Origin of the sequence: Salinivibrio proteolyticus, assembly GCF_001996165.1 — a bacterium.
Lineage (GTDB): Bacteria > Pseudomonadota > Gammaproteobacteria > Enterobacterales > Vibrionaceae > Salinivibrio > Salinivibrio proteolyticus.
Map to the genome: position 1 here is coordinate 39,997 of NZ_MUFP01000013.1, position 26,683 is coordinate 66,679.

Consider the following 26,683-nt stretch of genomic DNA (forward strand, 5'->3'; position numbering starts at 1 on the left):
GCGGGGAGGTGAGATGGAAATTCGTGCCGGGCACTTAGAGGTGGCGGTAACGGTGCTTAACAGCGTGCCCGAGTTGGATGCGGGTGTATCCTTGGAACAATGCCACGCGCGATTAGCGGGACGCACAGCATTGGTATTGGTGGCGTATCAAAACGGTGAGCCTGTCGGTGCCAAAATAGGCTATGCCACCAGTAAGACGCAGTTTTATAGCTGGCTGGGCGGGGTGACCAAAGCGGCCCGAGGTCAAGGGGTGGCGAAAGCCTTGTTACAAGCACAAGAAGCGTGGGTAGCGGCTTCTGGCTATCGAACGCTTGCGGTCAAATCACGTAATCGCTTCACGGCGATGGTGTGCATGCTGATGCGTCATGGCTATCAGATTGTGGCGTTGGAGCAAAAAGGTCAGCCTGCCGACTATCGCCTTTATTTTGAGAAGCAGATCAATAAATGTACAGCGAGTGGAAAATAAGCGTATTTTTTTCTTGATAAACGATAATGAGAATGGTTATTATTAACTTGCACTCAGGGCCAAGCCCACATGCTCAGCTCTGAAGGCACGACATTGCTCACATTGCTTCCAGTGTATTAGCGGGGCGCTTATCAAACAGTGATTAAGTTAGCCTATTTTTGCTAGGCGACACCTTTCGGGGTGTCGCTTTTTTCTTTTCTGGACACTGGCTTTTCGAACCAGAGTTGTTGGCGTGATGGCGGTGGGTGCAATGACAGTTTGATGACAACGAGTGAGTCTGAGCACAAGATCAATAAATGAAAAAGATTCTCAACTAAGTGTTGAAAGTGGGAATGAGAATGGTTATTGTTAACTTGCGTTCGGGGCAAAGCCCACATGCTCAGCTCTGAAGGCACGACATTGCTCACATTGCTTCCAGTGTATTGGGGCCAGCAAACTGTTCTGATAACAGCTTTGTTTTTGCGCTCACTTGTTATAGCGACGCCCATCTCGGCGTCGCTTTTTTCTTTTTCTCTGCTGCGTTTCTGTGCGGATGAGAGTGTTTTAGGCGAGCTCCACCAATTTTTTCACCATCCGATTGATCCCACCGGCGGCATCCAGTACTGATGTCGCGAGCATATAAGCGGGCGTAGAAAGTAGGTGATGGCGCTGATCTAACACATAATCCGATACCGGACACTCAATGTGCTCACCGCCCATCCGGTTAAAGGCGGCAGCGATATCGGGCTCATTACCAATGGTACCTTTGACGCCTTTTGGATAGATCTGCGGGATCATGATAGGGGCAATACACATGTAGCCGGCGGGCTTTTCTGCACGGGCGAAGGCTTGGCAAACCGCAAACATCTCTTGGTTGACTTGCACCGGATCGCCATTGTAAGCAAAGTCCGATAAGTTTTTCGCCGCGCCAAAGCCGCCGGGAACCAGTAAGGCGTCGAAGTGGTCGACGTTTAAATCCGTTAGCGGAAGAATCTCCCCACGAACAATACGGCTGGCTTCGGTGAGTACATTGCGTGTCTCGTTCATCGCTTCGCCGGTACGATGATCGATCACATGGTGCTGATCGATATCTGGTGCGAAGCATTGCCATTGGGCATCGTTTTGCTCGAGGGCAAGCAGGGATAGGACCACCTCTTGGATCTCGGCACCGTCAAACACGCCGCAGCCAGATAAGATAACAGCCACCTTTTTCATGATGCTCTCCTTGTATCGAGATTAAAATTATCGCAATCAATATGGATAATCGACCAAACGCGTCTACGCTTAATTGCGTTCAACAGTGTCGCATTGGTGCTGGGTTAAGCGAAATAGTAGCCAAGTTCGATAACCAAATTGGTGATTATCTCCGCAGTTTGTGATGACTTTCTCTGCAACCTCATGCAGAGAAAGTGATTTCTTTTTCCACACCTAAGGATCCTTTTTCGATCAAGATCCTTTTTGTGTGTCATGATATAAGTGTTTGTTTTTAATCCATTTAAAAATCAAAATTCATGTTTATTTAGACGAAATCAAAACCCTATAAAATATTTACCAACAAACTTATCCACAGCTCAGGCTATGGATGTGAAAAACCGTGGTTAACAGGAATGACGACTCGTGGCATGCTTAGCAGCTAACGTGTTTAACTGGCAACCAAGATTCTGATATGGCAACTCTTCCCGACAATCCGTTAATCCTTGTGGATGGCTCTTCGTACCTTTACCGGGCATACCATGCGTCTCCTAACCTCACCAATAGCCAAGGTGAACCCACTGGAGCCGTCTTTGGGGTGGTGAACATGCTGCGTAGTTTGTTGCGACAATTTCCCCATTCACATGTGGCGGTGATTTTTGATGCCAAAGGGAAGACATTTCGTGACGATATGTACGAGCAGTACAAAGCCAACCGTCCACCCATGCCAGATGACCTACGCGGGCAAATTGAACCTCTGCATAAGATTATTAAAGCGATGGGGCTGCCTTTACTCGCGGTAGAAGGGGTGGAGGCCGATGATGTGATTGGTACACTCGCCACTCAAGCTTCAAAAGCGGGAATGCCGGTACTGATCAGCACCGGTGATAAAGACATGGCGCAGCTGGTGGATGAGCACGTCACCTTAATCAACACCATGACTAATGTGGTGATGGATCCTGAGGCGGTGCGTGAAAAGTATGGCTTTGGTCCTGAGCATATTATTGATTACCTTGCCTTGATGGGCGACAAAGTCGATAACATTCCTGGCGTACCGGGTGTCGGCGATAAAACTGCGACCGCGTTGATTGCCAATCTAGGCGGCTTGGATGATATTTACGCTAACCTCGATAAGATTGCAGAGCTCAGCTTCCGCGGCGCGAAAAGCATGGCGAAAAAACTGACTGAGCATCAAGACTCGGCCTACCTGTCTTATCAGCTCGCCACGATTAAATTGGATGTTGAGCTGGATTTCACCCCTGAACAGCTGGTCAAGCAAGTGCCAGATAATGACACCTTGGTGGCCATGTATCGTGACTTGCAATTCCGCCGCTGGCTCAAAGAGCTGGATGAAGGCGATGCGCCAGAAGAAAGCATTTCGGATGAACCCATCCCACAAGAAACCACGATTGATCGCAGTGGCTACCAGACGCTATTAACGCGGGACGCACTGGACACTTGGCTGAAGAAAATTCGTGACGCTGAGGTGGTGGCGGTCGATACGGAAACCGATAGCCTCAACTATATGGAAGCCAATCTGGTTGGAATTTCATTTGCCGTCGCGCCGGGTGAAGCGGCGTATGTACCGGTGGCTCATGATTATCTGGAAGCGCCTGCTCAATTATCGCTGGATGAGGTGCTGGAGGTGTTGCGTCCTTGGTTGGAAGATCCTTCAGCCGCGAAAGTAGGCCAGAATCTGAAATATGATGCCAGTGTGTTTGCGCGTCACGGGATCACCTTAAAAGGGATCGCCTATGACACCATGCTGGAATCGTACGTCTATAACAGTGTGGCGGGACGTCATGACATGGACAGCCTCGCTGAGCGTTACTTGCAGCACACCTGCATCAGCTTTGAAGAGATAGCGGGGAAAGGCAAGAAACAACTGACCTTTAATCAAATTCCTCTTGAGCAAGCGGCACCTTATGCGGCGGAAGATGCCGATATTACGTTGCGTTTGCATCAATACCTGATTGGTAAAGTCACCAGTGACGAGAAACTGAAAACTATCTTTGAGTTCTACGAGATGCCGCTAGTCAGCGTGTTGTCGCGCATGGAACGTCATGGTGTGCTAATCGACAAAGACAAGCTGGCGACCCAATCAGATGCGTTACATACTCGCTTGATTGAGCTTGAGCGTGAAGCGTTTGAGATTGCCGGCGAAGAGTTCAACTTAAGCTCGCCCAAGCAGCTACAAGCGATTTTGTTTGAGAAAATGGGCCTGCCGGTGGTAAAGAAAACCCCATCAGGCAGTCCCTCAACCAATGAAGAAGTGCTGCAAGAGCTCTCACTCGATTACCCGCTGCCAGCGCGGATTTTGGAATACCGCGGATTGGCAAAACTCAAATCGACTTACACGGACAAATTGCCGCGCATGATCAATGCGCAAACCGGCCGTGTGCATACCTCGTATCATCAAGCCGTCACAGCGACGGGGCGCTTATCGTCCACCGATCCGAACTTACAAAATATCCCCATTCGTAACGAACAGGGTCGTCGTATTCGAGAAGCCTTCACCGCGGAACCGGATCACACCATTTTGGCGGTCGATTACTCGCAAATCGAATTGCGAATTATGGCGCACCTATCCGGCGATAAAGCCTTGCTAGAAGCGTTCCGTGACGGCAAAGATATTCACGCCGCCACCGCAGCGGAAGTGATGGGGGTGAGCCTCGACGAGGTCACCAGCGAGCAGCGCCGCCGCGCTAAAGCGATCAACTTTGGTCTGATTTATGGCATGAGTGCTTTTGGTCTGTCCCGTCAGTTAGGGATTGGCCGTCAAGAAGCACAAAGCTACATGGATACCTACTTTGAACGCTACCCAGGCGTGAAGGCCTATATGGACCGCACCCGTGAGCAAGCGGCGGAAAAAGGCTATGTAGAAACCATTTTTGGTCGTCGTCTTTATTTGCCGGAAATTAAATCGCGTAATGGCATGCGTCGTAAAGGGGCAGAGCGCGCGGCAATCAATGCGCCGATGCAAGGAACCGCGGCTGATATTATCAAGCGTGCGATGATACTGGTTGATCAATGGATTCAAGCCAATGCCGCGGATGACGCCCGCCTGGTGATGCAAGTTCACGATGAACTGGTGTTGGAAGTCAAAACGTCATCTTTATCCAAAGTTGAAAGTGAAGTACGGAAACTGATGGAGTCGGCGGCGGACTTGGACGTGCCGCTGATTGCTGAGTCTGGACACGGTAATAACTGGGGTGAAGCCCACTAAATCACGGCTTTTCCTGTGGTTTAATAACAAAAAAGCTAAAGCCGACACCCTGTCGGCTTTTTTTTCGTCCGTTTATCTTGCTGTTTTGGCGTCTTTTTGCACATTTCGATACAAATTTATGAAAAAAAATTACGTARGATACTTTTCAACGCTGTGCATTTGATATACAGTTATTGGCGTAGGGTACAGAGGTAAGATGTTCTATCTTTCAGACCTTTTGTTTCACGTTATTGGATTTGGCTGATTCAGCAGCCCCAGTCAGGATACTGACTGGGGCTTTTTTTATTGGCAATTTCCCAACCGATGAAGACACCCTGCCACTGCCTTTTTATGTTTCGCTGGCTCGCCTATTCCCATTCTTTTCAAAAAAATTAGAGTAATTACTTTAATTTTAACGATGAGCTTGGTTATAATGCGCGCAGCTTCTTGTTCTTTATGTGTCTATGGGGTCTTATCAGATCGCTTACGCACAAAGGTTCGCCGATCCTGTCTTAGGGTCGGCTTTTTTTTGGGCAATTTTGCCCAAAGTGATGGTTTTGTGACCTTGAGGCAGGAATCAAAGTGAATGTGCGGCGAGACTAATGGTTCGACAAAGCGATACTTGCGTTATGGGCGATTGTCTATAAAACTTGTCGCGATAATAAGATAAATCCTATTTCTCTCCCGTTGCCCCACCTGTTCAGGTGGGGACTTTATTTTCTCTGCCATCTTCAGGCGAAGCGAGCTTATTAAGGCATCTTGTCCTGCTTATAAGAGGCGATCACTCCGGCTCGGCATCAGGGGAAGTCTCGTCGAGAACGGTCTCCTCAGGCGCTTGGTAGTACCAAGTGTCGAGCTTGCGGCGAAGCTTATCGACGCCAATGCCTTTTAGGGATGAGAACAATTCAATCTCTACATCGCCACAAAACGCCAGTGCGGCTTCACGGATTTTCATCAGTTGTTGCTTACGGGCGCCAGATTTTAGTTTATCGGCTTTGGTCAGTAACACCATGACAGGCAGGTTGGATTGCACCGCCCAATGAATCAATTGTTGATCAAGATCCTTCATGGGATGACGAATATCCATCAACACCACCAGTCCGCCTAACTGCTCGCGTTTTTGTAGGTATTCACCCAGTGAGCGTTGCCATTTTTCTTTCATCTCCAGTGGAACTTGGGCAAAACCATAGCCGGGCAGGTCGACAATATGGCAACCATCGTCCACCTTAAAAAGGTTAATTAATTGTGTCCGCCCCGGCGTCTTACTAGTCTTTGCAAGGCTCTTTTGGTCACAAAGACGGTTAAGGGAGCTAGACTTGCCGGCGTTGGAACGACCAGCAAACGCGATTTCTATCCCAGTATTATCAGGCAGATGGCGAATATCGGGTGCGCTGGTAACAAATTGGGTGTTACGGTAATTAAGCGATTGCTCCACTGTTAACTCCGTCTCGTCTTGGTGTAGTAGACTGATTACTTTTGTGTGAATTTGTGTAAAATAACCGTGCTCGGTTTTTGATCGGTTATTGTACCATGACGGTAACGAAGTAGTGGTACTGGAAGCTTGATAATTATAAATGGAATGTCATGAAGAAATTAGCGCTAATATTGACCCTCCTCGCCAGCGCCTCAGCCTGGGCCCAAGGAGATGCTGAAGCGGGCAAAGCAAAAGCCAATACCTGTGCCGCCTGTCACGGTGCCGATGGTAATAGCATTTTGCCTGACTACCCCAACTTGGCGGGTCAGCACGCCAACTACATTGAAAAGCAATTAAAGGAATTTAAGCTCGGCGCGCAAAGCGGCGGAGAGCAAGGTCGTTACAATGCTGTGATGGCAGGCATGGTTGCACCGCTTTCAGAGCAAGACATGGCTGATCTCGCGGCTTACTATGCGACCTTGACGCCAAAGCCTGGCACTACGCCTGAAGGCTCGGTGGCGATTGGCCGTCAGCTTTATATGGCAGGTGATCCTGAGCGTGGCATTGCAGCCTGTACTGCGTGTCATGGTCCGCGCGGTAATGGTACGCCTTCTTCTGGTTTCCCCAAAATTTCTGGCCAGCCCGCGAAATACCTAGCGAGTCAGCTGAAAATGTTCCGCGATGGTGATCGTCATAACGATATGAATCAAATGATGCGCTCTGTGGCGGCGAAGCTGACCGACAACGAGATTGATGCGTTGTCGAAATATCTTGGTGGCCTGCACTAAGACAGCATCGCCTCGCAGCGACACGCACACATATCGAAAGCGAAAGGGGCGCAGGCCGCTTTCGCTTTTTTGTTGTCTGAAGCCTTACCGGCTTATATTCTTTCCTTGGTATTTTGTTCATGACAACCGACTCCGTCCAGCTGACCCATTGACGCAGACGGCCTTACCGCGAAAAGAGCGACTTTTTTTGTAAGAGATCGCCCATAGATTGCCGTGAAAATAGATAAAATTTATGCGAGATAATAAAAAATAAACAATAGAATCAAAATCTTAAAAATAAATCTTATTCTTGTGCTGATTTGTTTTTGGCTGCAATTCTAGGCAGTGGGCGTGGTTGTAGTATTCTATCCCCATCGACAGGACGTTGATGCATCACCCGCACGGAGCGCGGGGGAAACGCCAGGAAGGTGACGCCACCAAGGTAGTGCGCATGGAGCGCGTTAGCACAAGGAGTGTGATGCATGAGGACAGTGCCGTGGTTGTCATGATGACAAGGACGCAGGAGGCGACGGTTAGGCAGGTAGCCACCACAGCAACAGGACGTTGATACAAAGGGCGCACAGCGCCACCAAGCAGGGACGAAAGACGTACCAGGACGGACGACACCCGCTTATATCGCTCAGGCGATACCGCGACAGGCTTTATGCCTGTCGCTTTTTTATTGACCCACTTTCTGCTACATTCGCGCCAGCTTCTGGCATTAAAGAATGATATGCAGCATTGCCCATTATGTGCGCACCAAGGCGTACACCCTTACCATAGTGATAAACAGCGAGCGTACTTTCAGTGTGCAGTGTGTGAGTTAGTCTTCGTTGACCGTGATGCGTTGCTATCGGCGGATGACGAGAAGGCGATTTACGACTTACACCAAAATCATGCTGAGGATGAAGGCTATAAACGTTTTCTGTCCCGCCTGTTCACACCGTTAATGGCACGGTTACCCCAACATGCTTACGGGCTCGACTTTGGTTGTGGACCGGGGCCGGTGTTGGCGAGGATGCTGACTGACGCAGGGCACACTATGGCCTGCTATGATCCCTTCTATGCGCCAGATGCACAGGTCTTAGAGACGCAGTACGACTTTATTACCTGTACAGAAGCTATCGAACACTTTTATCAACCCGACGTGGCTTGGCAACAATGGCAAGCCATGCTGAAGCCCGGTGGATGGCTCGGGGTGATGACCAAGTTGGTCACAGACCAAGCGGCATTCTCACGTTGGCATTACAAAAATGACCCCACTCACGTGAGCTTTTTTAGCCGTCATACTTTTGAGTTTTTAGCCACACAATCGGGCCTTGCGCTTGAATTTGTTGGCAACGACGTAATTTTAATGAGGAAACCACTGTCATGACGCGTAAAAAGAAAACGCGCCGCGTAGGATCGGAAGGCCCGGCGCAATACGTAGATAAAAACCAGAATGAACAAGATCGCATTGCGCGCATGCTGAAAAAGCAGAAAAAGCGCAAAGGTAAAAAAGCCGGCTCGCGTCATTCGGAAGAAAGTAAAACGCAAACGCGCCGCAGCGGTGGTAATAAAGATCCGCGCATTGGCAGTAAAAAGCCTATCCCACTCGGGACGGATGCGGTGAAACCAAAGCAGCCTAAACTCACGCCTGAGCAAGAGCTTGCCAAACTCGAGCAAGACCCACAACTGAATGTGTTGTTGGATCGTATCGAAAACGGTGAGAAGTTAGGCTCTGGTCTGCAAGCGTATGTGGATGAAAAGCTCGATCGCATTGAAGTGCTGATGGATAAGCTTGGCTTACTCAATGACTACGACACTGATGAAGACGACCTGCTGGCAAAATTTGAACAACAGGACGACTAACGAGGAGTAACAGGTGCAGGATTGGATCTGGGTATTAGCCGGACTAGGCGGATTAATTATTCTCGGCCTATCCATTTATGCGGGGGTGTTGCTGGCTAAATTAAAACGCCAAAACACCTTACAAGCGCAGCAAAAAGAGGCTGCGCTTGCCAAGCGCAACGATAAAATTGTCGAGAGTGTCGACGTGATTGCGTTTGCCGCACTTAACGATCAGTGTGATTTATCGGAAGCGGCGATTCGGCTCTATATGATCATGGATCATTTGCAAGGCGATAAACGGGTCGAGTTTGATAGCCGTTACCCCGCATTGTTTGAGCTGTATGAAGCGGTGAAAGATACCCCACGCGGCGAGGCGCGCAGTGCGCTGAAAAAGAAAGAGCGTATGAAGTTTGACCTAGAACGGGCGAAACACGAAGCGCGCCTTGAGCAAGCGATTAAGGCCGAGTTGGCCGAGATTCTCGCGTTTACGGGCGGTCGCCATATCCCTGATCATATCCTGACCCATTAAAGCCAGTCGCGCGGTCTATCTTCTGACCGCGCAATACCCCTATAATTATTGGGCGAAACTCGATCTCACCGACATTTTCGCATCGCTAGCGCCGGTTAGTGCTCAACACATCACCAAAAGCTGTGGCACACTAGGCGCTGTTGTCCTGAGCGCTCTTTGCGGAATTGTAAGCCATGTCCTCACCACAAGTTATTTGGGATCAAGCCCTTATCAATAAGTACAACTATTCAGGGCCCCGCTATACCTCGTATCCTACCGCGTTAGAATTTCACGAAGCCTTTACGGCCGCTGAATTTGATATGGCCTGTAGCCAGTATCCTGACCGACCCTTATCGCTCTACGTGCATATCCCGTTTTGCCATAAGCTTTGTTATTACTGCGGATGCAATAAAGTGGTGACGCGCCATCAGCATAAAGCGGATGAATATCTGGATGCGCTTGAGCATGAAATTCGCCAGCGTGCGTTTTTGCTGGGTTCACGCCGAGTGACTCAGCTGCATTGGGGTGGGGGAACGCCGACATTTTTAACTAAACCGCAAATATCCCGCTTGATGAGTTTGCTACGCCAAGAGTTTCACTTTGAGGCTGAGGCAGAAATCAGCATTGAAGTTGACCCGCGTGAAATCCCATTGGATATGCTTGATCACTTGCGCGGTGAGGGGTTTAACCGCATTAGCATTGGCGTGCAGGACTTTGATAAAAAAGTGCAGCAGTTGGTCAATCGAGAGCAAGACGAAGACTTTATCCACGCCTTGGTTGAGCGTGCGCGTGAGCTGGGATTTCGCTCCACCAATCTTGATTTAATTTATGGTTTACCCACACAAACGCCAGCGGGTTTTGCCAAGACCTTAGAGCAAGTGCTAGCGATGCGTCCGGGTCGTTTGTCGGTGTTTAATTATGCACATTTGCCATCGCTGTTTGCTGCGCAGCGCAAGATTAAAGACGACGATCTCCCATCGCCAGATGCCAAGCTGACTATGCTGCAAGAGACCATCACCACATTAACCAATGCTGGCTACCAATTTATCGGCATGGACCATTTTGCTCTGCCCGATGATGAATTGGCTGTCGCGCAGCGCGAAGGGCGTTTGCACCGCAATTTCCAAGGCTACACCACGCAAGGTGATTGTGACTTACTGGGGTTGGGCGTGTCGGCAATTTCGATGATTGGTGATTGTTACGCGCAAAACCAAAAGGACATGAAGCAGTATTATCAGCAAGTGGATGCTGAGCGCCATGCATTGTGCAAAGGCGTAATGTTAGAGCGCGATGACCGGATCCGCCGTGATGTGATTAAAGCATTGATGTGTAATTTTTACTTGGATAAAGCCCAGATTGCTGCTCAGTATGACATCGACTTTGATGACTACTTTGCCGAGGATCTGAAACTCTTGCAGTGTTTTGTCGATGATGGTTTGGTCGCCTTGACCGACACCAGCATTGCTGTGACCAAAACGGGGCGCATGTTGATTCGTAACATCTGTATGAGTTTTGATGTTTATTTACGGGATAGGGCTCGCCAACAACAGTTCTCGCGAGTGATTTAAACAAAAAAACCGCCAAACGGCGGTTTTTTTGTTGGCGCTTGGTTCGCGAATTAGCGGGCCGCGGCTTTAGCGGTCAGTGCTGCTTTCTCACTGTCAGACAAGAAGGCAATGGTCAGGCCATTTTCTTGCAGTGTGTGGATTTGTGCAGCCGTTAAACCCGCAGCTGGGGCAGCCACTTCGTATTCATACGGGAGCTCAATGCCTTCTACGGCGGGATCGTCGGTATTTAACGAAGCTAGAATGCCGTGATCGAGGAACTGACGTACCGGGTGCTGAGACAAATCCGCCACCGTACTGGTTTGAATGTTCGACGTCAGGCAGCTTTCAATCCCGATACGGTTTTCGGCCAAGTAGTCCATCAGTTTTGGATCCTCAATCGCTTTAACCCCGTGCCCGATTCGGGTGGCGCCGAGCTCATTGATGGCTTGCCACATGCTGGCGGCGCCCGCGGCTTCACCTGCGTGTACGGTCACTTGCAGATCGCTGGCACGGACTTTGGCAAAGTGTTGAGTAAATTGATCGCCAGGTTGGCCCAGCTCATCACCGGCCAGATCGATGGCGACCAATTGATGTTTCTGGGTCAGCAAGGCATCTAGCTCAGCCATGCACGCTTGAGGACCAAAGGTGCGGCTCATGATGCCAATCAGGTTGGTTTTCACGCCAAAGTCACGGCTACCGGCTTGCACGCCATCGACAACAGCTTCCACCACGCCTTCGAGAGGCAGTTGATGCTTCATCGCCATGTAGTAGGGCGAAAAGCGTAGTTCCGCATAATCAATGCGTGCGTTCAATGCGTCTTCGACGTTCTCATACGCCACACGGCGCACTGCATCCAAATCACCCAGCACGGCGACACCCCAGTCCAGTTTGGACAAAAACGCGACCAGATCCGGCTCGTTTTCAACCACTTGCACATGTGGGCGCAATGACTCGATATCAGTGGCGGGCAGAGGCATCGCGAATTTTTGCCCCAACTCTAAAATGGTCTCGATACGGATATTGCCGTCCAGATGGCGGTGTAAGTCCGTCAAGGGTAGGTCTTTTCTTATCATCATCGGTTCCCAGCAGGTGAGTTGGCGCTCAGTATAGCGATTGACCATCACATCGTCAGTAGCCAGTATGCCGATGACGTGACAACTATCGCGTGGGGAGCTTATCCGTTACCCGTTCTGTTGGCAGTTCGGCCAAAGGAAGCGGCTTGGCAAACAAGAACCCTTGGGCGTAGTGGCAGCCAATTTCACGCAGTCGAATCGCTTCTTCTTGGGTTTCAATCCCTTCGGCAACCAGATGGACGTCCATGCCACGGGTCATGGCTACTACGGCTTCAATGATGCGCTGGTTGGTCACATTTTCAGTCATCGAATGCACAAAGCTGCGATCGATTTTTAAACTATCAAAGGCCATCTGGTGAAGGTACGCCAGTGAAGAATAGCCGGTCCCAAAGTCGTCAATGGCTATCTTGATGCCCAGTGCACGGATTTTCGTTAACCCTGATGTCGCCAGTTGCTCGTGGCTCATCAATTGAGATTCAGTGATCTCTAAGGTGAGGTTATCGGCGGGCAAGCGGGTACGTGACAGTACATCTTGTAACTTATCGATAAAGTCAGCGGATAAAAGCTGGCGGGCGGATAAGTTCACGTGCAGCTGAAAATCCGCTGCCCATACGCCTTTTTCGATTTGAGCAACGGTATCGTACGCGGCCTGTTCGAGCACTTGCATACCAATTTGGTTGATTAAACCGCTTTGTTCGGCCACCGGAATAAATTCGGCGGGCGATACCATACCCCGACTGGGACTTTCCCAACGGACAAGTGCTTCGGCGCCACAGAAACGGCCATCGACAAGACGCACAAGAGGTTGATAGTAAACTACAAACTCATGGTGCTGCACGGCATGATGGAGTTCGAGAAGCAAACGCGACTGTTCTTGCACGCGCGCTTGCATACTGGCCTCAAAGAAAACATAGGCGTCGGTTTCACTGCGCTTTGCCTCACTCAGTGCCAATCCAGCATGTTGCAAGCCTTCGTAAATGGCATCGCCAAAGGTGTGACCAAATACCACCCCAGCACATGCATCGACTAAGACCTCATCGTTACCGATTTTGACCGGACGCCTAAACAGGCTGAGTAATTGATTCACCAAGGCTTCTGACTGAGTGCGGTTGGTGGTATTGGGAGCCAGTACTGCAAACTCATCACCGCGAATCCGTGATACCAACATCCCAGTGCCATCCGCGAGATCGGTTAAGCGCTGAGCAATGGCGCATAGCAGTTGATCGCCGCCGTCTTGGCCAAGGCTGTCGTTGATATTGCGAAACCCGTTGATGCCGAGGATCACTAAGGTGTTGGGCGCGTGATAGCGGATGGTGTTGGCTTGTTCTAATAAGCCTTCTCGGGTGTACAAACGGGTTAAGTTGTCTTGACGGACCTGTAGACGTAATGCATTGAACGAGTCCTGCACTTTGTCGGACATGTTGTTAAAGGCATCTTTAAGAATGGCGATTTCTCGCAAACTGGCAGAGGTGTTGATCCGATACGTCAGGTTCCCTGAAGCAAGCTTGGCGGCAGCTTCCGCGGTATCGCGCAAAGGGCGGGTGAGCTGGCGAATAATCAAATACACCACCATTAACCCAACTAGCGCCATGGCTATCACGAGGTAGACACTGATCTTTTGTTGGTTGAGTAAGCTCTCCAGCAGTAATTGATCGGGCAAGGCCACCACCACATACCAGTCGTGCTGGAAAGGTGCTGCCATATCTACCTTCTTGATTGTGCCGTAAAAATTGCCCTGATCGGCAATCTTAAAATAAAAAGGTTGCCCCAATTGCGAGGGCGCAGGGGGCCAGTCATCGGAGATATTTCTGATGGTATTGTTGAGGACTGAGTTATTGGGGACGCCTGGAAAATGAAGAATATTGGTCGGACTGTCTTGGCCGCTATGTGCCAGCATGCGCCCTTCACTATCGACAATAAATAAGGCACCGCCCAGCTTTTGCTGACGCTCACTTAAAAACTGATTGAAAGCAGTTAGTTTGATGTCGCTGGCAACCACGCCCCATACTTTGTCGTTTATTTGAATGGGGGCAATGGCAGAAAGCGAGACTTCTCCCACTTCATCAGCATCGCGATAAATATCGGTCCAGCGAGGCTGCTCACGGTTAAAGGCAGGAATATACCAAGGACGCACACGGGGGTCGTAATCCCCATCTTGATAAATCACATTGGATAAAGGCGTACGCCCATCGAAGATGCGTAAGGCGCGGTTGGTATCATCACTGCGCTCCATGAGGATGTATTGGCCACTGGTGCTTTTGCGGTAGCCGTAATAGTCGCCGCGGGCATCGACACCAATACTCAACACCTGCATATGAGGCATAGCTTGGAAAAGGGAGGTATAGCTGTTGAGCAAGTAATTGCGAATGTCTTGTGGGGTGGGGTTGCGATCTTTCGCCCACGCCGCCACGCTGTCAGCGACAAAGACATTGGCGTAAAACGGATTTTCGAGGTATTGGCGTAAGTCGTGCTCAATCCCCTGAGAGTAGTCGGTAAGTAGCAACTTACCGACGAAACGCGAACTGGACTGGTAATGATTGTTGATTGTAAAAACGATCACAATCAGTGTCAGCGTGAGTACGAGAAACACGGGTAACATGACAGCTGCTCGAATCGAAAGGGGACGCATGTTTCTCATTAGTACAACAACTTAACTCTTCTTAAGAACCCAACACAATTGGCGGATTGTACCCCAATCACTGTTATTAAATTTAGCAGAGGTTCAAAGTGTTTGAGTTTTAATAATGAGTCATAACTCAATATTAAGCTCTTTTAGCTTGCGGGTGAGTGTATTTCGTCCCCATCCGAGTATTTTCGCTGCATCCTGCTTGTGACCATGGGTGTGTGCCAATGCTGACTCCAACAATATGCGCTCAACACTCGGTAGTGCCTGTTGCAAAATGCCGTGTTGGCCACTGGCAATCGCATGTTCTGCCCATTGCGCCAATGCGTGCTGCCAGTCTTGCTCTTCGTTCTCAGCGAGGTGGATGGGCTGGTGAAGCAGCTCACGAGGTAAGTCGCTGGGTAAGACCTCATTGCTACTGGCCATGACGGTTAACCATCGGCAGGTATTTTCTAGCTGACGTACATTTCCCGGCCAAGGTAGCTGGCTCATGATGGCCTTGGTATCTGGATGGAGCTGTTTGGCTTCGACGCCGAGCTCTTCCGCAGCGCGGGCGAGAAAATACTGACACAATTGCGGAATATCTTGGCGTCGGTCTTTAAGAGACGGTAAATGGACGCGAATGACATTCAGGCGGTGGAACAAGTCTTCTCGAAATGCGCCTTCCGCCACCAAGCGCTCTAAATCTTGGTGGGTGGCGGCGATGATCCGCACATCCACATCCACGGCGGCGTGACCACCGACGCGATAGAATTGGCCGTCCGCCAGCACACGGAGCAAACGTGTTTGCACATCCAGTGGCATATCGCCAATTTCATCGAGGAATAACGTGCCGCCATTGGCTTGCTCAAACCGTCCTTGGCGCACTGAGTTTGCACCGGTAAAGGCGCCTTTTTCGTGGCCGAACAGTTCAGATTCAATCAAATCTTTGGGAATCGCGGCCATGTTGAGTGCGATAAAAGCATGGTCAGCGCGGGGGCTATGGCGGTGCAATGCTTGCGCCACTAACTCTTTCCCTGTGCCAGATTCGCCGTTAATCAAGACTGAAATCGATGAGCGAGACAGCCGGCCGATGGCGCGAAACACTTCTTGCATGGCGGGCGCCTCGCCAATGATTTCTGGCATGTCCGCTTGAGAAGGCTGGGTGGTGTGCTGCTTTTGCTGTTCTTTGCGATGTGCCAGTGCACGCTCGACTAAGGCTAGGGCTTCATCAATATCAAACGGCTTGGGCAGATACTCGAATGCGCCCTTTTTGTAAGCATTTACCGCGGCATCCAAATCCGAGTGTGCGGTCATAATGATCACGGGCAAATCTGGATGCTGCTCATGAACGCGATGGAGAAGGGCGAGCCCATCCGTGCCCGGCATACGGATATCGGAGACCAACACATCGGGTGTTTGCTCTCGCAGCGCGCTTAACACACTGTCGGCATCACAAAATGTCTGACACGCTAAATTGGCGGCGCTTAAGGTGCGCTCCATGACCCAACGAATGGAACTGTCATCATCAACAATCCAGATGGTTCCTTTACTCATGCATGGTGTCCTTTTCAATAATCGGTAATTGGATGATAAAGCAGGTGTGCCCAGGCCAGCTATTGACCTCAATTTTTCCTTTGTGCTGATCAATGAGGTGGTGGGTAATCGCAAGCCCGAGGCCATTTCCGTTCACTTTGCTGGTGACCATGGGGTAAAACAAGGTGTCTTGCAGCTCGGGGCTGATGCCCGGCCCGTTATCGATAATCTCGATTTGTGCCACGACGCGATGACGCATGCCATGAATTACGGTTTGAAACCCTGTGCGTGTACGCAAGGTAATCTGTCCATCGGCTTGCTCGCGCACCGCGTCAGCGGCATTGGCCACCACGTTGAGAACCGCTTGCTCAAGTTGTTCAGGATCCATGTCAAAATCCGGCAAGCTAGGATCGTAGTCGCGAATGATGTTGACCGCGCCCTGCGTGTCGAGATTGACTAACTGACGGACCTTTTCCAGCACCACATGAATATTTTGCTTTTGTCGCAGCCCCGGACGCTGCGGGCCCAGTAGCCGGTCGACGAGGTTACGAAGCCGGTCCGCTTGCTCAATGATGATTTGGGTGTATTCGGCCAAACTGGCATCGGGCAACATTTTTTCCAGCAGTTGTGCCGCACCACGTAAGCCACCGAGCGGGTTTTTTATTTCGTGCGCTAACCCTCGGACTAACTCTTTGGCCGCCTGTTGCTGTGCTTTTTGGGCGAGCTCTTTACTGATCCGTTGCTGCTGGCTGACCACATTGACTTCGAGCAGGATTTTCCCGCCGTCTGGATCATCAAATAGTGGACTCGCGCTAAGCTGGACTTTTTGTGGTTGGCCGTCGACCACCCAAGTCACATCACTGTCGGTCAAGCTCTGGCCGGCTTGTGTGGTACTGACGATATGTGACCAATCCACACTGGCATGTTGAAGCTGTTCTGTGAGCGGTTGGTTAACTAAACGGCGGACACTTTGGTGCATCAGCTGCTCAGCGGCTGCATTGGCGTACAAAATGCGCCATTGTGTGTCGACCACGACAATGGCCGTTAGCAGATGATCGAACAGTTGCCCTGGCATCATGTGCGGCTGAATCCTTGTTTGCACTACAATGGTGCATTGAGTGTAATCAAACTCTGCGCACCGTGCAGCCCCCGTCAGTGGCTTTGTGAACTCAACCGGTTGTCATCAGGCGACAACCGCGTCGCTAGTGCGTCTGACGCGACGGTTGATTGAGATGTGCTCGGTGCAAAAAGAAACGATGAACTTGAGATGATGCAATAACCTTGCCGTTTTCAATGTATTGAACTTGCACCGTGTGAGTGCCCCGATCGACCGGCTCGATATGCCAATGCAAAGTTCGCTGATCTTGCTGTGTGGTTTGCTGGGGAGAAAGCGCTACCTTTGCACCATCGAGGAGCAATACTACCGACTCTGTGGCTGCATGGACGGGACGGACTGATGCCGAGACTGTGAGCTTACCGGGATTGCTGCGCAAGGTCGCACCTTCAGCAGGATGGAGCAGTGAGAGCGCCACGGCGACGTCCGACTCGGTTGAGGAGGAGGAAGGCGTCAGGTTCGATGAAGGCGAGACTGGCGTAAAGGATGTCACCGTATGCTCAGTGACCGACATCTCGCCAACGGGCCGCGTATCACTGAGATGCAGAACCCCTTGCGCATCGGTCCATTGATAGACGCTGGTGGCCGCACAAGGCAGTGTGATAAGCCACCAAGCTACGAGAAGCCATTTCATGTTTGTTGTGCCTCGTCACTGTAAAACATTGAGTGTAAAACGGCAGTAGTCGGGCTCAAGCATAAAAAAGCCCACCTGCGAGGTGGGCCGTAATTTCTGTTGGTGGGCGCTTTACACTGAGTAGTAAAGTTCGAACTCAACAGGGTGCGTGGTCATTTGGATACGCTCCACGTCACCGGCTTTGAGGCCAATGTAAGAGTCGATGAAGTCATCCGAGAACACGCCACCAGCCGTCAAGAATTCACGATCGGCGTCAAGGGCTTGCAAGGCTTCTTTCAAAGACTCGGCAACGGTTGGAATTTCTGCCGCTTCCTCTGCGGGTAAGTCGTACAAGTCTTTATCCATCGCATCGCCTGGATGGATCTTGTTTTTAATCCCGTCAAGACCAGCCATCAGCATCGCAGCAAAGCACAGGTATGGGTTCGCAGATGGATCGCCAAAGCGGACTTCGATACGACGTGCTTTCGGGCTCGGCACCACCGGAATACGGATAGACGCAGAACGGTTACGCGCGGAGTAAGCCAGCATGACAGGTGCTTCAAAACCGGGAACCAGACGCTTGTACGAATTGGTTGAAGCGTTGGCAAAGGCGTTGATGGCACGCGCATGCTTGATGATACCGCCAATGTAATAAAGGGCGGTTTCGGATAGGCCACCGTACTTGTCACCGGCAAACAGGTTTTGACCGTCTTTCGCGAGTGATTGGTGTACGTGCATGCCCGAGCCGTTATCGCCAACCAGTGGCTTTGGCATAAAGGTCGCGGTTTTACCAAAGGCGTGGGCGACGTTATGCACGACATACTTGTAGATCTGAATTTCGTCCGCTTTGGTGGTCAAGGTGTTAAAGCGGGTTGCGATCTCGTTTTGTCCTGCAGTTGCCACTTCGTGGTGGTGCGCCTCAACCACGAGGCCCATTTCTTCCATCACTAATGACATGGCAGAGCGGATATCTTGTGATGAATCCACAGGGGCAACTGGGAAGTAGCCGCCTTTTACGCCCGGACGGTGGCCTTTGTTACCGCCTTCCAGCGCCGAGCCTGAGTTCCAGCTCGCTTCGACATCATCAATTTTGTAGAAAGAGCCGGCCATATCGGTGGCGAATTTCACGTCATCGAACAAGAAAAACTCTGGCTCAGGACCGATCAGGACAGTATCAGCAATGCCAGTTGCGCGCATGTAGTCTTCGGCGCGCTTCGCAATCGAGCGAGGGTCACGCTCGTAGCCTTGCATGGTTGAGGGCTCGAGAATATCACAACGAATGTTGAGCGTGCTTTCTTCGGTAAATGGGTCCAGCACGGCTGAGCTTGGGTCAGGCATCATGATCATGTCTGATTCGTTGATGCCTTTCCAACCGGCGACGGATGAGCCATCAAACATTTTGCCTTCTTCGAAAAAGTCAGCATCGATTTGGTGTGAAGGAATAGAGACATGCTGCTCTTTACCCTTGGTGTCGGTAAAGCGCAGATCGATGAATTTCACCTCGTTCTCTTGGATCAATGCGAGCACGTTTTCTACTGACATGTGAAATAACCTCCGGTGTCAAAATAAAAGGGTAAGCTGGGTTTGCTCCTTGCACAGTACAAAGCGAAAACTGTGCCAACAATTTTAAACGAGCTAATTGCCCCATTGACGGGCAACGCGACGAGTAATGGGCACCGAAACACTGTTTGCATGCACCATTATTGTGCATCAATGCATTGCTATGGTGCAAATAACTCGGCAGTGGTGTTGGATTCGCACGACAGCCGTGCAGCCCTCGAAGTTATAGCAGACAAATGGCGGTGAGAGTGTGGTCTGCCTTTAAAAATTCATCTTGGTCTTTTTCTCACTGAGCTGTTGTATTTGCTTAATAATTCACCAGTGTGAACATAAGCGTTCGTCATTGTCTTTGCGCTGATTCACATATTTAGGTGGGTTTTGCGACAAAATCTGGTACATTACGGCCGTTTTTTTAATCAGGTGGCGGCACCGTCGTGGTAGGTGTGTTTAACCCAAGGTTCGGCGCGCGCCCCCGTCTATCGAGTGAAAAGAGAGTCCATGACCAACTTAAAGACTGATAAATTGAGAAATATCGCCATTATTGCCCACGTTGACCACGGTAAAACCACGCTAGTGGATAAGCTGCTGCAGCAGTCCGGCACGCTAGCTACCCGCGGTGAAGTGGAAGAGCGTGTCATGGACTCGAACGACATTGAGAAAGAGCGTGGCATCACCATTTTGGCGAAAAACACCGCGATTAACTGGAATGACTACCGCATCAACATCGTCGATACTCCAGGACACGCCGACTTCGGTGGTGAAGTAGAGCGTATCATGTCGATGGTTGACTCTGTGCTGCTAGTGGTTGATGCGGTTGATGGCCCAATGCCACAAACGCGTTTCGTCACCCAAAAAGCGTTCGCACACGGTCTGAAGCCAATTTTGGTTATCAACAAAATTGACCGCCCTGGTGCGCGTCCTGATTGGGTTATGGATCAGGTATTCGATCTGTTTGACACCTTGGGTGCGACCGACGAGCAGCTAGATTTCCAAGTGGTTTACGCCTCTGCATTAAACGGTTGGGCGAGCCTAGATGAAGCCACCGAAGGCGAGAACATGGAACCGCTGTTCAATGCGATCGTTGATAACGTTGCGGCGCCGGATGTTGACATCAACAGCCCATTCCAAATGCAAGTCTCTCAGCTGGACTATAACTCTTACAAAGGCGTTATCGGTGTTGGTCGTATTACTCGCGGCTCGGTGAAGCCTAACCAACAGGTGACCATTGTTAGCGCCGACGGCAGCAAACGTAATGGTAAAGTAGGTGGCGTACTGGGCTATTTGGGCCTTGAGCGTAACGACGTTGAGCAGGCGACAGCGGGCGACATCATTGCTATCACCGGTCTTGGCGAGCTGAAAATTTCAGATACCATCTGCGATCCAAGCAATGCAGAAGCGCTGCCAGCGTTGACCGTCGATGAGCCAACTGTAACCATGACCTTCCAAGTGAACACCTCGCCATTTGCGGGTCTGGAAGGTAAATACGTTACGTCGCGTAACATTCTTGAGCGTCTGCAAAAAGAATTGGTACACAACGTTGCACTGCGCGTTGAAGAAACGGATAACCCAGATAAGTTCCGCGTATCTGGTCGTGGTGAGCTGCACCTGTCTATCCTTATCGAAAACATGCGTCGTGAAGGTTACGAGCTTGCGGTATCACGTCCAGAAGTGATCATCAAAGAAGAAGATGGTCAAAAACTGGAACCGTTTGAAACCGTGACCATTGACGTACTGGAAGAGCACCAAGGCGGCGTGATGGAGAACATCGGTCTGCGTAAAGGTGAATTAACCAATATGTTGCCTGACGGCAAAGGCCGTGTCCGTATGGACTTTATGATGCCGTCTCGTGGCCTGATTGGCTTCCAGACTGAGTTTTTGACCCTGACCTCGGGCTCTGGCTTGATTTATCACACGTTTGACCACTACGGCCCATTTAAAGGCGGTGATATCGGTCAACGTGTTAACGGTGTACTGATTTCTAACGCGGCGGGTAAAGCACTGACTTATGCTCTGTTTAACTTGCAAGAGCGTGGCCGTCTGTTTGCTGAGCACGGTGATGAAGTGTACGAAGGTCAAATCATCGGTATTCACAACCGTTCTAACGATCTGACCGTTAACTGCTTGAAAGGTAAGCAGCTGACCAACGTGCGTGCGTCTGGTACCGATGATGCACAGGTACTGACACCTGCCATCAAGTTTACCCTTGAGCAAGCGCTTGAGTTTATCGATGACGATGAGCTGGTGGAAGTGACACCAGAAAGCATCCGTATTCGTAAGAAGTTACTGACTGAAACTGAGCGTAAGCGTGCAGGCCGTAAAGGCTAAATCGTGAATGCGAAGCGTCAAAAAGGCACCCTCGGGTGCCTTTTTTTGTGCCTATGGATTAATTAAGGGTTTGAATAAACCGATCGGACGCTTGAATGGCACGCTGCATATCGGCAATAGCGCGATCGATATCGCCGGCGAGATTTTTGAATTCGCCTTGGAGTGCACCGATGGCGCGTGCATTCAGATTGTGTTTCAGATATAAGCGGTTATCTTGCAGCGTATTTAGCACGGGTGTCATGGTGCGTTCGGCGCGTTGCATGGCATCATACAAGCGCTGATACTCGGCTTGTGTGGCTCGCAAACGCTGGGCACTCTCGCGTTTGAGGCGTGGATTGGTGTATAGCGCCAGCTCCTCGTCCCACTCGGAAAATAAGGCCTGCGCCACAGCGTCCAAGGCATCAATGCGGTCACGCACCTGAGTCACTGCTGCTTCGCTTTTTTGATAGTGCTTATTGACCGTATCGTAAGCCGCTTGTAACTCGCCGCCATCAAACTGCGTCAATGCGGTCAATGCTTCAAGCGCGTTGTTAAACTGGGTTTGTGCCTCTTGCTGCGCACTGGCAGCATCTTCAACACGATCGACCATGATATCGCGCTTATGAACGCCGACTTGCTCCATCGCGGCGTAATAGGCAGACTGACAGCCGGTCAGCAGGGTTAAACTGGTCAAAAATAGTAGCACGGCCCGCACAGGCAACTCCTCGGTTATAAATCATGTACACTGAATAAGCGTAAGGCTAACACAAGGTTAGGAACAAGGTATGCTCGATAATCCGCTGCGTGACATGCCCTCGTGGCAATGCTCACGTGACTGGCTACAGGCCATGGTTCGGCATTTGTGGCAACGAATGGGAGACGATAGGCTCACTGTGAGTGCCGGCTATATGGCTTATGTCACCTTGTTGTCCTTGGTCCCGCTTGTCACTGTGGTGCTGTCTGCGTTCTCGAGTTTTCCCGGCTTTTCGCAAGTGGGCGAAACACTGCAGCAATTTGTGATCAATAATTTCGTCCCAGCGGCGGGCGAAATCGTCGCGCATTACCTCAATGAGTTTGTCGCCAATGCGGGCAAGATGACCGCGGTGGGGGTCAGCTTTTTGTTCGTGGTCGCCATTATGCTCATTTCTGCCATTGATAAAAGTTTGAACCACACCTTTAAGATTAAGACCAAGCGACCAATGATGATCGCCTTTTCAATTTACTGGATGGTGCTGACACTGGGCCCTATCTTGATTGGTACCAGTATTGCTTTGAGCTCGTATTTGACGTCGCTATCGCTCTTACAAAGCGGTGTCGCCAGTGATTTATTTACTACATTGCTGCGTGGATTGCCCTTTGTATTAACCACGCTCACGTTTATGGGACTGTATACGCTGGTGCCGAATACCCGAGTGCGATTACGCCATGCGTTAGTGGGCGCGGCAGCTGCCAGCATTTTGTTTGAATTGAGCAAAAAAGTGTTCGCGTTGTACGTCACGCACTTTCCCTCGTATCAGCTGATCTACGGTGCACTGGCCGTGGTGCCGATTTTATTTGTTTGGGTGTATTTTAGTTGGTGCATTGTGTTGTTTGGTGCGCAAGTGACWGCCACCTTGCATGAGTCAGCACTGTGGCGGCCCCAAGGGGATGCGGCGTCGCAAGACACACCTGTCCCTGCTGTGATTGAAAATGAAGACAATAAGGAGCGTTATGATCGCCTTAATTCAACGCGTGAGTGAAGCGAACGTCACGGTTGAGGGCAATACCCTCGGTACCATCGGCAAAGGGCTGGTGGTGCTATTAGGCGTAGAAAAAGGGGATACCGATGCGCAGGCTGCCAAACTGGCGCACAAAGTCACTGGCTATCGGGTATTTGAAGACGATGCCGGCAAAATGAACCTCAACGTTGCTCAGGCTGGAGGAGAGCTGCTGGTGGTTTCGCAGTTCACCCTTGCAGCGGATACTAAAAAAGGGATGCGGCCGAGTTTTTCAGGCGCGGCGCCGGAAGAGGCGGCACGTTTGTACGATTTGTTTTGTGAACACTGTCGCCAAGCGGGGCTTCAGACCCAAACTGGGCAGTTCGCCGCAGACATGAAAGTGAGTTTGGTCAATGATGGACCGGTCACATTTTGGCTTCAGGTTTAACCAGCCTAACAGGGAGAGACAGGCATGTTCCGAATGGTGACGCCACAAACAGAGCAAGATCTGGCGCGTTATTACGATTTTCGTTATCGCATGCTACGCGAGCCTTGGCATGCACCGCGTGGCTCTGAACGCGACGCGTATGACGTGAGTGCTTGCCATCGAATGATTGTCGATGGCAATGGCGAGCCTGTAGCGATTGGCCGGTTGTATCTGACCCCAGATAACGACGGTCAAATCCGTTATATGGCGGTTTCACCGGATTATCGCAGCCGAGGTCTGGGCGCGTTGGTGCTGATGGCATTAGAGTCCTTAGCGCGCCAAGAAGGGGCCAAGCGCTTAGTCTGTAATGCGCGTGAGGACGCGGTCAGTTTTTACGCCAAGCATGAATTTATTAGCCAAGGTGAGTTGAGTGATGAGCGTGGCCCTATCCGACACCAACAAATGGTGAAGCATCTAGACCCACTGTCGGATGTGGTGCGTCGACCTGAATGGTGCGCTGAGCTACAAAGGCGCTGGCAGCACCAGATCCCCATTAGTGACAAAATGGGGGTCAAAATCAATCAATTTACTGGCTATCGCTTCGAAGTATGCGCCAACCTCAATGCCAACTTAAACCCGCATCACACCATGTTTGCAGGCAGCATTTTCAGTCTTGCCACGCTCGCTGGTTGGGGCATGGTGTGGTTGCTGATGAAAGAGCGCCAGTTGAGTGCTGATATTGTGCTCGCAGACAGCCATATTCGCTATCGTCGTCCGGTGGCAGAGCGTCCCCGCGCCAGCGTGTCTTTAGACAGTTTAAGCGGCGATCTAGACCGACTCGAAAACGGGCGTCGAGCGCGGGTGACGCTAGAAGTGGCGTTTTTCAGTGGTGACGAACAGGCTGGGGTGTTCACGGGCACTTATGTTTTACTGCCATCGGATGATGCGGCAACCACGCAACCGGCCCCGCAACTGGCTCTGCTGCGTTAGCGCTTTATTCGCCGACGTTAGGCTCTGTCGCTTGATAAATCGGCCAGCGAAGTGACAGGGTTTGCTCGCCGCTGAGCGTGGCGCGAATGTCACCGCGATCGGCATTGAGCGTCAGCGATGCAAAGGGCAACGGAACTAGGTGGCTTTCCACAGGTAGGGCAGCCTCTCCTTTCAACCAGTGTGCAAGCCGAATAGACCATGGCTCGTCCACAGATGGGTCTGTTTGCGCCGCTGCGCTGTCGAGGAAAGTCACGGCTAATTGACCGTTCAACCCCACCTTAAAGCTGTGTGCGTCTCCTGCCAATCCTGACCATTGCCCCTCAATATCGTGAAAGCCCTCTAGCGGCAATGGCCATTCAAACCAACCATGGTAAATGGACAAGGGAATTTGCAAACCGTCAACGGCCAGCGACCAAGGTCGGCTTGGTGCGGCGAGATTGATCTGTCCAGATAGCGCCAGTTGGCCATCGGGAAACCCCAACAATAATTGGTGTAGCTGAAGCTTGCGATCATGAGCCTCAAGACGCAGGTAGGGCTCTGCGAGCCACTGCTGGTTAATACTTGCATGGTTGGCGCTGGCTGTGATGAGACCATTGACCAGCTCGCCGTCGCGGATCTCAAGAGACTGGCCATCCACATCAATACCACTGATTTTGGTGGCAAAGTCAGGGGATAAGTTGAGCCACTCGTTATGCTTTAGCTGTAAACTGGTGATACTCAGTTGGGTTGGCATACCGGGTAACAGGGCTTGAATGGGAGCAAGTTCTTGGCGAGAGAGGGTTAAACCGTTGGCTTGAAAACGGTCTATTTGCCAATTGTTCTGGGCGAATTGGCCAGACACAGCAAAAAAGCCCTCCTGCAATTGGCTGGTGAGCTGATTGACGATCACTGTGTTATCTCGCCACTCGATATCGCCCAGCGGTTGTTCCCAAGTTTGGCCTTGCCAGCGTAGATAATCGGCGTTGAATGACAATCGCATCGCCGGTTGATACCACCAAGGCGCGTCGGGTGCGAAACGAAGATTTTGTGCCGAGAAGGTTAACTGGTTCACCGACAGGGGATGCGTTTCTGCGCTGAGTTGCCTTACGTCGGCACGGGCGACGGTTAACACGGTATCGCCAGGCCAAGCCGCGAGTGCTTGCGCGAGCGTCTGGCGGGTTTGCTCGCTATCAATCACCGCATCGCTGATGGTGAGTTGCTCGAGCGCGAGGGTACCGGGTTGCCAATGGCCTTGCGCACTGATTGCAGCGCGTTGCCACTGCATCGAGGCTCCTAGAATGTCCCATCCTTGGTCGCTCGGTTTCGCATCCAGTAGTAGCTGGGTTAAGGCGATATCTTGTCCGTTAAGCGATCCTATTTCCCATTGTGCTCGTCCTTTCACTGTGCCATAGGCTTGGGCGCCTTTTTGCCAGTTATCGAGTTGTGCTCGCACATTGGTGGCGTGCCAATGCGGCGTGCGCAGGGTGACATCACTCAGTAGCACTCGACCAATGGTCAGCCCTTGAGGTAATTCCCGCAATGGGTTGGCGTCCAGCGCCTCCAAGGCAATGTCCATACCATCAATGCGTAGCCAAGCAATGTGTGGAAAGGTGGCGGGGTCTATATAGAGTTGTAGTTTGTCCGCATGCCAATCGGTTTGGGAAGCTTGATAATCCGGCTGAATCAATGTCAATTGCAGCGGTGAGCGCCAGTGATACCCCACTTGTGCCGCGGTGAGTTTCCCGGGTAACAGAGTCTGGGCGAAGGCATTAAAAACAGGTGTACTGTAACGGGTATGCAGAAGCACCACGACCAAGAAAAGCGCGGTGACAATCAGGATGATCAAGCTGGCAAACAGTTTGGCCAGGATGCGCATGGACA

Annotated in this window: 22 protein-coding genes; 12 read left to right on the forward strand and 10 right to left on the reverse strand. The window is 51.0% G+C overall.

Annotation, left to right across the window (positions count from 1 at the left end; all coding sequences use genetic code 11):
* Nucleotides 1–13: 13 nt before the first annotated feature.
* Nucleotides 14–466, forward strand: a complete 453-nt coding sequence (locus BZJ19_RS10935; protein ID WP_077675654.1) for a GNAT family N-acetyltransferase — start codon at nucleotides 14–16, stop codon at nucleotides 464–466.
* 543 nt (nucleotides 467–1,009) lie between these two features.
* Here the strand turns inward: BZJ19_RS10935 and elbB are convergent.
* Nucleotides 1,010–1,660 carry an isoprenoid biosynthesis glyoxalase ElbB gene (gene elbB / locus BZJ19_RS10940; protein ID WP_077675655.1) on the reverse strand — a complete coding sequence of 217 codons (651 nt, stop codon included), beginning with the start codon at nucleotides 1,658–1,660 and terminating at the stop codon, nucleotides 1,010–1,012.
* A gap of 451 nt (nucleotides 1,661–2,111) precedes the next feature.
* On the opposite strand from elbB, the gene polA reads away from it, so the two are divergent.
* Nucleotides 2,112–4,862 (forward strand): DNA polymerase I, encoded by a 2,751-nt coding sequence (polA, locus tag BZJ19_RS10945; protein ID WP_077675656.1) that lies wholly within the window; start codon nucleotides 2,112–2,114, stop codon nucleotides 4,860–4,862.
* Between the two features lie 196 nt (nucleotides 4,863–5,058).
* On the forward strand, nucleotides 5,059–5,106 hold the full coding sequence (spfP, locus tag BZJ19_RS17500) for a small protein SpfP (protein ID WP_438616993.1): 48 nt from the start codon (nucleotides 5,059–5,061) through the stop codon (nucleotides 5,104–5,106).
* 516 nt (nucleotides 5,107–5,622) lie between these two features.
* Here the strand turns inward: spfP and yihA are convergent.
* Nucleotides 5,623–6,276: a ribosome biogenesis GTP-binding protein YihA/YsxC gene (gene yihA, locus BZJ19_RS10950; protein WP_077675657.1), complete on the reverse strand. Its 654-nt coding sequence runs from the start codon at nucleotides 6,274–6,276 to the stop codon at nucleotides 5,623–5,625.
* 149 nt (nucleotides 6,277–6,425) lie between these two features.
* On the opposite strand from yihA, the gene BZJ19_RS10955 reads away from it, so the two are divergent.
* From BZJ19_RS10955 to hemN, 5 genes are all read left to right on the forward strand, one after another.
* Entirely contained in the window at nucleotides 6,426–7,043 is a 618-nt protein-coding gene (locus BZJ19_RS10955) for a c-type cytochrome (protein WP_069590267.1), read from the forward strand.
* 712 nt (nucleotides 7,044–7,755) lie between these two features.
* Nucleotides 7,756–8,397: a class I SAM-dependent methyltransferase gene (locus BZJ19_RS10965; RefSeq protein ID WP_077675686.1), complete on the forward strand. Its 642-nt coding sequence runs from the start codon at nucleotides 7,756–7,758 to the stop codon at nucleotides 8,395–8,397.
* Nucleotides 8,394–8,873, forward strand: a complete 480-nt coding sequence (gene yihI, locus BZJ19_RS10970) for a Der GTPase-activating protein YihI (protein WP_077675658.1) — start codon at nucleotides 8,394–8,396, stop codon at nucleotides 8,871–8,873. Before BZJ19_RS10965 ends, yihI begins: the two co-directional genes overlap by 4 nt.
* A gap of 13 nt (nucleotides 8,874–8,886) precedes the next feature.
* Entirely contained in the window at nucleotides 8,887–9,381 is a 495-nt protein-coding gene (locus BZJ19_RS10975; protein WP_077675659.1) for a DUF2489 domain-containing protein, read from the forward strand.
* A gap of 173 nt (nucleotides 9,382–9,554) precedes the next feature.
* Nucleotides 9,555–10,928, forward strand: coding sequence for an oxygen-independent coproporphyrinogen III oxidase (hemN, locus tag BZJ19_RS10980; RefSeq protein ID WP_077675660.1), 1,374 nt, complete (start codon nucleotides 9,555–9,557; stop codon nucleotides 10,926–10,928).
* Between the two features lie 50 nt (nucleotides 10,929–10,978).
* Here the strand turns inward: hemN and add are convergent, their stop codons facing one another.
* The 6 genes from add to glnA form a co-directional block, all read right to left on the reverse strand.
* Nucleotides 10,979–11,980: an adenosine deaminase gene (gene add / locus BZJ19_RS10985; protein ID WP_077675687.1), complete on the reverse strand. Its 1,002-nt coding sequence runs from the start codon at nucleotides 11,978–11,980 to the stop codon at nucleotides 10,979–10,981.
* 85 nt (nucleotides 11,981–12,065) lie between these two features.
* Entirely contained in the window at nucleotides 12,066–14,609 is a 2,544-nt protein-coding gene (locus BZJ19_RS10990; protein ID WP_162274221.1) for a bifunctional diguanylate cyclase/phosphodiesterase, read from the reverse strand.
* Between the two features lie 120 nt (nucleotides 14,610–14,729).
* A complete protein-coding gene (gene glnG / locus BZJ19_RS10995) occupies nucleotides 14,730–16,139 on the reverse strand; it encodes a nitrogen regulation protein NR(I) (RefSeq protein WP_077675662.1) in 1,410 nt (469 codons plus the stop codon).
* Complete coding sequence (gene glnL / locus BZJ19_RS11000) at nucleotides 16,132–17,196, reverse strand: nitrogen regulation protein NR(II) (RefSeq protein WP_077675663.1); 1,065 nt, start codon at nucleotides 17,194–17,196, stop codon at nucleotides 16,132–16,134. The genes glnG and glnL overlap by 8 nt, the downstream gene beginning before the upstream one ends.
* A 124-nt stretch (nucleotides 17,197–17,320) precedes the next feature.
* Complete coding sequence (locus BZJ19_RS11005) at nucleotides 17,321–17,866, reverse strand: DUF4124 domain-containing protein (protein ID WP_077675664.1); 546 nt, start codon at nucleotides 17,864–17,866, stop codon at nucleotides 17,321–17,323.
* Nucleotides 17,867–17,977: 111 nt separating this feature from the next.
* The gene (gene glnA / locus BZJ19_RS11010) at nucleotides 17,978–19,387 is read right to left on the reverse strand and encodes a glutamate--ammonia ligase (protein ID WP_069591248.1); all 1,410 of its coding nucleotides are present in this window, start codon (nucleotides 19,385–19,387) and stop codon (nucleotides 17,978–17,980) included.
* A gap of 516 nt (nucleotides 19,388–19,903) precedes the next feature.
* Here glnA and typA point away from each other — a divergent pair.
* Entirely contained in the window at nucleotides 19,904–21,730 is a 1,827-nt protein-coding gene (gene typA / locus BZJ19_RS11015; protein ID WP_077675665.1) for a translational GTPase TypA, read from the forward strand.
* A gap of 58 nt (nucleotides 21,731–21,788) precedes the next feature.
* On the opposite strand, the gene BZJ19_RS11020 is transcribed toward typA, so the two are convergent.
* Complete coding sequence (locus BZJ19_RS11020) at nucleotides 21,789–22,424, reverse strand: DUF2959 domain-containing protein (RefSeq protein WP_077675666.1); 636 nt, start codon at nucleotides 22,422–22,424, stop codon at nucleotides 21,789–21,791.
* Nucleotides 22,425–22,494: 70 nt separating this feature from the next.
* Here BZJ19_RS11020 and BZJ19_RS11025 point away from each other — a divergent pair, with 70 nt between their 5' ends.
* From BZJ19_RS11025 to BZJ19_RS11035, 3 genes are read left to right on the forward strand one after another with little or no spacing between them, the layout of a single operon-like run.
* On the forward strand, nucleotides 22,495–23,448 hold the full coding sequence (locus tag BZJ19_RS11025; RefSeq protein ID WP_077675667.1) for a virulence factor BrkB family protein: 954 nt from the start codon (nucleotides 22,495–22,497) through the stop codon (nucleotides 23,446–23,448).
* Nucleotides 23,420–23,854 carry a D-aminoacyl-tRNA deacylase gene (gene dtd / locus BZJ19_RS11030; RefSeq protein ID WP_077675668.1) on the forward strand — a complete coding sequence of 145 codons (435 nt, stop codon included), beginning with the start codon at nucleotides 23,420–23,422 and terminating at the stop codon, nucleotides 23,852–23,854. Before BZJ19_RS11025 ends, dtd begins: the two co-directional genes overlap by 29 nt.
* 24 nt (nucleotides 23,855–23,878) lie before the next feature.
* Nucleotides 23,879–24,823, forward strand: a complete 945-nt coding sequence (locus BZJ19_RS11035; RefSeq protein WP_077480053.1) for a bifunctional GNAT family N-acetyltransferase/hotdog fold thioesterase — start codon at nucleotides 23,879–23,881, stop codon at nucleotides 24,821–24,823.
* A 4-nt stretch (nucleotides 24,824–24,827) separates the two neighbouring features.
* Here BZJ19_RS11035 and BZJ19_RS11040 read toward each other — a convergent pair whose 3' ends face one another.
* Nucleotides 24,828–26,678, reverse strand: coding sequence for an AsmA family protein (locus BZJ19_RS11040; RefSeq protein WP_077675669.1), 1,851 nt, complete (start codon nucleotides 26,676–26,678; stop codon nucleotides 24,828–24,830).
* Nucleotides 26,679–26,683 lie beyond the last annotated feature (5 nt).

Bases quoted from the DNA above. Each gene is read 5' to 3' on its own strand.
- yihI (WP_077675658.1), top strand. From the start codon at position 8,394: ATGACGCGTAAAAAGAAAACGCGCCGCGTAGGATCGGAAGGCCCGGCG.
- BZJ19_RS11005 (WP_077675664.1), bottom strand. From the start codon at position 17,866: ATGAAATGGCTTCTCGTAGCTTGGTGGCTTATCACACTGCCTTGTGCG.
- typA (WP_077675665.1), top strand. From the start codon at position 19,904: ATGACCAACTTAAAGACTGATAAATTGAGAAATATCGCCATTATTGCC.
- dtd (WP_077675668.1), top strand. From the start codon at position 23,420: ATGATCGCCTTAATTCAACGCGTGAGTGAAGCGAACGTCACGGTTGAG.
- glnG (WP_077675662.1), bottom strand. From the start codon at position 16,139: ATGAGTAAAGGAACCATCTGGATTGTTGATGATGACAGTTCCATTCGT.
- BZJ19_RS10990 (WP_162274221.1), bottom strand. From the start codon at position 14,609: ATGCGTCCCCTTTCGATTCGAGCAGCTGTCATGTTACCCGTGTTTCTC.
- add (WP_077675687.1), bottom strand. From the start codon at position 11,980: ATGATAAGAAAAGACCTACCCTTGACGGACTTACACCGCCATCTGGAC.
- glnA (WP_069591248.1), bottom strand. From the start codon at position 19,387: ATGTCAGTAGAAAACGTGCTCGCATTGATCCAAGAGAACGAGGTGAAA.
- polA (WP_077675656.1), top strand. From the start codon at position 2,112: ATGGCAACTCTTCCCGACAATCCGTTAATCCTTGTGGATGGCTCTTCG.
- BZJ19_RS10965 (WP_077675686.1), top strand. From the start codon at position 7,756: ATGCAGCATTGCCCATTATGTGCGCACCAAGGCGTACACCCTTACCAT.
- BZJ19_RS11040 (WP_077675669.1), bottom strand. From the start codon at position 26,678: ATGCGCATCCTGGCCAAACTGTTTGCCAGCTTGATCATCCTGATTGTC.
- BZJ19_RS11035 (WP_077480053.1), top strand. From the start codon at position 23,879: ATGTTCCGAATGGTGACGCCACAAACAGAGCAAGATCTGGCGCGTTAT.
- hemN (WP_077675660.1), top strand. From the start codon at position 9,555: ATGTCCTCACCACAAGTTATTTGGGATCAAGCCCTTATCAATAAGTAC.
- BZJ19_RS10935 (WP_077675654.1), top strand. From the start codon at position 14: ATGGAAATTCGTGCCGGGCACTTAGAGGTGGCGGTAACGGTGCTTAAC.
- BZJ19_RS10955 (WP_069590267.1), top strand. From the start codon at position 6,426: ATGAAGAAATTAGCGCTAATATTGACCCTCCTCGCCAGCGCCTCAGCC.
- elbB (WP_077675655.1), bottom strand. From the start codon at position 1,660: ATGAAAAAGGTGGCTGTTATCTTATCTGGCTGCGGCGTGTTTGACGGT.
- glnL (WP_077675663.1), bottom strand. From the start codon at position 17,196: ATGATGCCAGGGCAACTGTTCGATCATCTGCTAACGGCCATTGTCGTG.